A 7,068-nucleotide genomic window follows, 5' to 3' on the forward strand; every position below is an offset into this window, starting at 1 on the left:
TGCTCTTCCAGATTAATTATCGAAATTCGAGGTGCTGTTCGATCGACAATAAAACCGATGGTCTGCGCCTGCTGTTCTGCCGATGAGTAATTACTTGCTCTGTCTTTCGAATCCAAATAAAGTGAATACGTTCCCTCACGGCTGAAACATTTCTCATCAATTGTATAAGTATATTGCTTTCTTGACGTTTCATTGCCAACCGCCTCAATTGTATAGTCCTTCTCCGGCTTCAGCTCACGCAGACTGCCATTACAGCTGAGGATCACGCTTGAGTCCGTCAGCCAGTCCATATTGTTCTCATAAATAACGACTTTCTCCGGACTGCTGATAAAAACCTTTTGTACCATAGCTTCTGTCTTCTGATCAAAGGCATAATATGAACCATTGCGATTAACCGTAAAAAACAGCTCTGCCTCATCATCATTTCCTGCCAGATCGGCTGCATGAACAGATAATCTGTAAATACCGTCCATCCCACTACCGAAATCTCCCATTGCAAGCTGCAGATGATGCGTATCTGTTTCCTGCCTTTTCACCTCCGGCATCTCCACCTTCTTGCCTGTTAATTCATCTAATGCAACTGTCGCCTCCCCTTTATCAAGATTAACATCATAAATATCTATCACCGGCTCCACTTTTCCATTATTCGATGAATAGGCTTCCACACCCTTAATGGATAATTCCGGCTTCACGGTGTCAAGGACAAATGCCCCAGATTGATAACGCTTCGCCTGATTGCCCGCGGGATCTGACCACTCTATCGTTAAAGCATTCATGCCATCCCTTTCAAAGAGGATTTCCGACTGATAACCCTGATCTGTCTTCACCCAATCAATCTCTGTCACCTTTTTTTCTTCGCCGCCGGAGACAACTGTTATCCTACCATCTTCCGGCCGAAACCACTGCTCATTCACTGTGATCAATGCCTTTCTTACCTGATTGTAATAAGTTTCATGATGACTGTCTGATTCATTGAACTTCACAGAAACTTCCGGTGCCGTCCGGTCAATGGTAAATTCCGGCACAACCAGTGTTTCAGCTTCATTACCTGCCAGATCTCTGCATGAAAATGTCAGCCGGTAAGTGCCTTCCCCATCAAATGTCATCACACCCTCTGCCTTGTCACCATTTCTGCGCCACCCTGAAAATGAATAGCCATCCTCATTCTCTGTCTGCACACTCGGCCTATATGAAAAATCAAAATTCTCATCCTGCACAAAGATGGATACCTGACAGCTGTCCGAATAAAAATCTCCCACTCTCCGCCCTTTCGTATCCAATCGCCCGGTAATCCCCGGACATGTGCTGTCTTTCATCAGTACGATCTGCGCTTCTTCTCCCGTATTACCGACCTGATCTACCGCCCAAAATGAAAAAGTTACTTCTCCGTCTGCAAAAACTGACAAATCAGGCACATAAGTCATAGTCCCCCTTCCTTCTATCTGACGCTTTTCTTCTTTCTGATAGCCTAAATGATCTCTGCCCCGACACATGATCCATTGTACATCTGATGCCGCAGTTCCCTCTGCATGCTCATTCCATGCCAAAACAAGTGAAACGCTCTCCTGTCCTGTATAAATCTCACGACCCTCATCGGCCTTTGACACCTTTTTCACGGATAACTTCAATCCAGTATCCTCTGGGCCTGACATTCCCATCAAAACGCCCGATACCAACATAACTACAAGCAGCACAATCATCCTTCTTCTCATTCATTCTTCCCCCATCCATTCACTGCCGCACTTCTGCAGCCATTTGCATCCTCTTACGCAGCATTGCCTCTTTCTCCAATATAATCTCTTTCTCATTCTGTCTGGCACTGCCATCATCCTCTGCCAACCGCCTGTTTATCTCTGTCAAAACTGCCTCTATCTCTTCCTCAGAAACATTCTCTGACTGCATATCATAGACGGCCCTTTCCACCATCATTCCCAGAATTCTATCATAGACCGCCAATTCCCATCGCGGTTCTTCCGGATATAAATCATCCTGCAGCACACTGTGAACCTCCGTCCAAAATGCCCCTCTCTCCGTGCTGCCTGCCGGAGACTTCTGACTATTTCCCAAATCAGAAACCTCCGACAAACTCCATCTTCTGAATATCACTGCTCTTTTCTGCCAGATATACTTCCATTCATCGTATACCCCCAAATCCAATTCCTCCATATCCGCTTCTTCAACATTCTGAAACCAGGCAGCTGCCTGTCCCTTGGAAATCCCGGCATCCGATTGAAGATACACAGCGATTCCCAACTGGTAACTGAGTATCACCCACTTGGCCTCATCCGCCTTCAGGTACTCTCTGTTCAGACGCATCAGCTTCTGTATCTGCTGCCATTCCTCCTCAGAAAGCAGGCCATCCTGCATATAAGCATCATATAAGGCCTGATAGGCATCTATTCTCTCCGGCATCATTCCGATGGCATTCAGCAGTATACTCTCTGCATCTGCTGATTCCGCTGATTCAGCCTGATCAAGTGTCCTTTCATAAGCTGCCGATCTCCAATAGTCGGCGAAGGCTGACAGACTTAAGTAAAAGGTCAAGAATAGGCCCGCTATTCCTATGCTTAATCGTCTAAAAAACATCCGCCTTCTTCTGGAAGCATCTTTACTGGCAACATACAACATCCCACTGATCCTTCGCCAGGAAGTCCGTCTCTTTTCAGGCTCTCTGGCTGTACATTCCAAAACCAGCTGATTCATAATCCTCAGCTGCCCTCTCCTGAAGACTCTCTCCCCCACCGACCATTGTCTGCCCGATTTCGGACAGAGTCTGATCTCTCTAAAAAAAAATATCTTCTCTGCCGGACAATCTCCCGTTAAAAGAAAGTGCAGCAAAGCGCCAAATCCATACACATCCGTCCACGGGCCCGGACCGCACACATGACTGTACTGCTCCGGTGGTGCAAATCCCGGTGTTCCCATCTCACCAACCTCCATCCCATCTCCAAGAATGCAGGCGGCACCAAAATCAATCAGGCCCAGCTGTCCGGAGTCAGTCACCATCACATTGGAAGGTTTCAGATCCCGGTATATGACACTGTGCCTATGTAAATACGACAGTCCCTCCGCCAATTGCATCATCCACGACAGTACCTCATCCGGCTCAAAACACTTCTCTCCCTGATACAATTTCCTGTCCATCAGCATCTGCAATGTTCTTCCCCTGATATAGGACATCACCAGACAAACCCTGCCATGTGCCTCCCATATCTCCCTGACAGTAGGAAATACAGGATGCACAACCGATGATAAAATACGCGCCTCACGATATAACGAAACTCTGGATACTTCATCATCCGCAGATACCTTTAATGCATAGCAGCAGCTGTCTTCCTGACAAACAACAAGATAGACTCTTCCCGAACCGCCTTCGCCAAGATATCGTTCTACCCGGTAACGGTTATCTGCGCTTTCAAACACTTCTGGCAATCGCAATCACCTTCCTCGCCCTGCTGCAGTTCAAAAAAGTCACTGCAGACAAAATACGCTGTCTTCTCTATTCAATTTATCTTTCGTACAATGGAATTCTCTGCCTGCATCAGAATCGGCAGACAGCCTTATCAGAAATGAAATATTGACGCTATTATACACCCGTCTCCACTGATTGCCAAGCACTTTCGACATCCTTTTTTCTTAAGTTTTTATAAAACCAAATTTCCCATTCAGTCGACATTTTTCGTCTCAAAAATGTAAGAAACCAGAAGAAACACATCCTTTTTTCTCTTAAAGTCAAAACATCCTCTCCATCAAAAAAACTCCCACAGAATATCACACCGCATTAAGCGATCTCATCCATAGGAGTTTTTAACTCTGAAATATGAATTTTTTCAATTGCCAACCCGCCACCTGCATCTACATGATTTTATTGACAGCCCTTTACAGCCATCCATACAATATCGAGATCCATTGCCATGCAAAACTTCCGATCAATCCCAGACCGGCAATCATCAGCCGGCGCCTGTGCAGGAGTTTTCGATCACCTTTCTTTTCTGCACCAAATCGCCGGATATCCTCCAGCCACCTGACATGCAGAATTTTCCAGACACATTCACTCATTTGCATCATAAAGATGGCACAGATAAGGATCATAGCACCTGTCTCCAGACGGGAAATATTTTTATCGTTTGTCTGCCTGATAACATCTGTCACATCACTTTGGGCATTGATCTGAAATTGTTCCAGTTCCTTTATCACCGGGGATACATTAAAACCATTCTTCACAGCGATCATCAGCTTCACAGACACCTGCTGCCCATCCTCAGCTGCAGTGCTGTCATTCCTGTCAGACCGATCTGTTCCTGTGCGCTCCGTTATTTTGCTGCTGTTTGAATTATTGGAAGTGCTTGCAGATTTCTTCGAATTCATACTGTCCTTTCCGGCACTTTCAGCAGACATATCTAAGTCTCCAGGATCAGCCGGCATATCACTCCCCTCCGGATCCGCTGACATTCCTCCGCCGCTCATGGTAAAGCCCCTCTCATCCGAGGTATCTGCCCACTGATCTGACAGATAAATTCCCGGCAGCTGTTCGTTCTGATCAATGCCGTATAAGCGCACAGACTGACTGTCATCCAGGGTAAAGTCCTTCAGTAAATCTGCCTTTTCCAGTGCCAGCCCCTGCTTTTTCTTATCTTTCTGACTACTTCTATCTGTCACCCTGTTTTCATCTGCTGCCGACTCACTTTCCGACTGCATGGATGTGATACGGGATTGCTCTTCTGTTTTCTTTTTCAGGTTTTCAAGGGCTTTCTCGGATACAATGCCATAGGGCATGCCCCCTGAAAAAGGTACTCCCGCTGTCACAGCCTGACCGGACAGCCATTTCATATAATCACTTTCCACATAATAAACGCTGACTTCACCGCTGTAATCTTCCCACTGCATTACTGCTGTCTGCTCTGAATAAGGTGTCAAAGACTCCACCCCCTGCATAGACAGGATAGATGTCCGCATATCTGAAGATAGATTCTGAGACATTTCCGCCTGAATAACAACAGGTTTTTGAAGTTCTTTAAACAGATTCAGATACTGCCCTGCGGCATTCCAGATCCATACAAAGGAAATCGCAAAACCAATGACCGGCAGTAGAATTTCTCTCAGACTTAAAGTTTTGAAAGCAAGATACCACCATCGGCCTTTCTTATTCCTGCTCATGCTGTTTTGCCTTTCTTCTGTAAATAATCACTCCTGCCGTGCCGAGAATAACAACAGCAGCAATGACACCGATATACCACTGCAGACTAACGCCTTGCTTTTTCTCCTCTGTCTGGCTGCTGTCCGTACTGAGATCCAGCGGATTGATCACTGTGCTGATTTCTTTTTCCGCCGTGTAAGTCTGACCATCCTCATCTTCATAAGAAAGAATAAGTTTGCCGGAAGTCTCACCGTACATCTCACCATCTGCTGATGACTGCTTCATGCCTGCAAATATTTTCAAAGTACCATTTGCTGCACTGCCGGCTTCCACGCTGCCGATATAGGCACTGGTGCCCGTTGACAATCCCGGTGCATCCACCACGCAGCGGACATTGTAAATGGCTCCTTTGCCCAGATTCAGTGCCTGCACATTGATGTTCATAGTATCACCGGCATTAATACTGTCCGGCAGCTCATCCGCTTCCAGTTCCACTCTAAGCGGCTGATGTATATCCACTGAAATCGTTCCCGATGAAGAAAGTGAAGAGGCATCCGGATTATCATAGGACATACTCAGCTGGATATCATAACGTCCTTCCTGTATCCCCGCTGACGCGGAAAATGTCAGAGGCAGTTTTAATGTCTCATTACTTCCGAGACGATCAAAGAAAAAGGTATTGCTGTCTGCCTTTAATGTCAGATTCGTCTCTGCACAGGTCACATCAATGGTCATGTTCTGGACGTATTTAATCTTGCTTGTATTCTTGATTTCCACATTCAGTGTAAAATCTTTGCCCGCCTCCAGACGTTCAGGATCAGACTGGCATTTTGTAATAATCAGCTTCGGTTCAGATGTGGGCTTTTCTGACTCATCAGAACTGTTCTCCCCATCATTGCTCACGGACACATCGGATGTACTATCTTTTTTCACAGTGTCCTTTTTCTTTTCATCGGCAATGGTCACATAAAGAGTAAAACTCTGCTGAATTTCCTGACCATCGGCCTTCGCTGATACATCAAAAACAACCGGATATGTACCATTCTTCCGATCTGATTTCAACGGAAATGTATAATTGACAAGAAAAACCTGCTTCTTATCCTTTGTTCCATTCACCGTCTCCTCCGTTGCCTTAAATGTTTTCTGGTAATTTTTGTAGACAAAAGGCGCCGTACCGGTATCACCCAGATTCGGTGTCACTGTCACAGAAGAGACCGTTTTCATATCTTCCGCCACAAGAGGCAGCACCATCTGTACCTTGTCATCGGCCACTGTTGGTTCATAACCATCTTTATAAGCTTTTTCCATACCCTCATAAATGTGCGTATCATCAATCTGAAATATAACAGCGGACTGATTGGATTCCGTCTGTTCAGATTCACTCTGATTCTTTTCAGTCTCCGTCTGTTTTTCAGACTCCGGCACCGTTTCTGCCTCTGTTAATTTCTCTGTTTCTGTGCCCTGCGGCATTTTCTCTGTCACTTCTGCGGCCCACACCATCTGCGGCATCTGACACAGGCATAAGACCATCAAAAAAGCCAATAACCTTTTCCTCATCTTATATCTAACGCTCCTTTTCATCCATTCAAGTCCAACTCATGTTGTCTGCCGGCTTTCTGTCCATAGGCTTTCGCAGCTCCAATATCCTGTCACATGGAAAACCACAAAAAATCTCATCTGTCATCAACAGACAAGCCCTATCCTTTGATGCATCATCCAGTATTTTCAATATTCTCGCCTGTTCAGCCCGGTTCAGGTCCGTCATAAAAGTATCTGCTACAATCAGATCCGGGTTCTGCAAAACAGCCTGTCCCACAGCGATCAATGCCCGGTCGTAGGCTGTGATCCGGTCTTCCTTATGATATTCCCGAATTTCCTCACCAATCTTTTTCAGCCACTCTGAAGCATGATCCATGGCTTCCCGTCTGCTG

At 45.9% G+C, this 7,068-nt stretch carries 5 protein-coding genes; all 5 read right to left on the reverse strand.

The annotated features are described in order from the left end of the window. Positions 1-1,712: Ig-like domain-containing protein (locus WMO25_RS12465; protein WP_349085560.1), on the reverse strand; the 1,712-nt coding region annotated here is incomplete at its 3' end. 19 nt (positions 1,713-1,731) lie between these two features. Next, positions 1,732-3,423, reverse strand: coding sequence for a serine/threonine protein kinase (locus WMO25_RS12470; RefSeq protein ID WP_349085564.1), 1,692 nt, complete (start codon positions 3,421-3,423; stop codon positions 1,732-1,734). A 456-nt stretch (positions 3,424-3,879) separates the two neighbouring features. Beyond that, a complete protein-coding gene (locus WMO25_RS12475; RefSeq protein WP_349085561.1) occupies positions 3,880-5,157 on the reverse strand; it encodes a hypothetical protein in 1,278 nt (425 codons plus the stop codon). Then, complete coding sequence (locus WMO25_RS12480) at positions 5,144-6,694, reverse strand: COG1361 S-layer family protein (protein ID WP_349085562.1); 1,551 nt, start codon at positions 6,692-6,694, stop codon at positions 5,144-5,146. Before WMO25_RS12480 ends, WMO25_RS12475 begins: the two co-directional genes overlap by 14 nt. 28 nt (positions 6,695-6,722) lie before the next feature. Continuing rightward, the coding region (locus WMO25_RS12485; RefSeq protein ID WP_349085563.1) for a hypothetical protein at positions 6,723-7,068 on the reverse strand (346 nt) is incomplete at its 5' end.

The organism is Coprococcus intestinihominis (assembly GCF_040096555.1).
In the GTDB taxonomy this organism is placed as follows: Bacteria; Bacillota; Clostridia; order Lachnospirales; family Lachnospiraceae; genus Coprococcus_A; species Coprococcus_A intestinihominis.